General features: G+C 60.8%; 1 protein-coding gene. It reads left to right on the top strand.

Features of this window, described 5'->3' with window-relative positions:
• The coding region (locus G4D86_RS51920) for a leucine-rich repeat domain-containing protein (RefSeq protein ID WP_164003118.1) at positions 1-426 on the top strand (426 nt) is incomplete at both ends.

Here is a 426-nt window from a genome sequence, read left to right as displayed (position 1 = left end):
CGCCCCTGGCGGCGATTGAGGCCGTGGAGCAGCTCGACCTGGGTGGATTCCCGAAGGCCTCTCTTTCTCCAGAACTGGCGCGCTACACCCATCTTCGGAGGCTCGACCTCTGGGAGAACGGCCTGGAGGAGTTGCCTGACGAGGTCTTTTCGCTGCGGAGCCTGGAAGTGCTTTATGTCTCGGACCCACTCCGCAGACTCTCACCGAAAATCGGCAACCTCACGAACCTCCGACAGTTGAGACTGGCTGGCAACGCCCTGGAAGCCTTGCCCGAAACCCTCACCCAGTTGAAACGACTGGAGTTGCTCGAACTGGACAGCAACTGCCTGGGACGGTCGCCCGATTTTCTGCTGGAGCTGCCATCCCTGCGGGAGGTGCGCCTGAGCTGGGACGAATCGGAACCATTCAACGAACGGATTCTGAAGG

Source organism: Pyxidicoccus caerfyrddinensis (genome assembly GCF_010894405.1).
Taxonomy (GTDB): Bacteria; Myxococcota; Myxococcia; order Myxococcales; family Myxococcaceae; genus Myxococcus; species Myxococcus caerfyrddinensis.
This window is presented reverse-complemented; position numbering and strand designations above follow the sequence as displayed.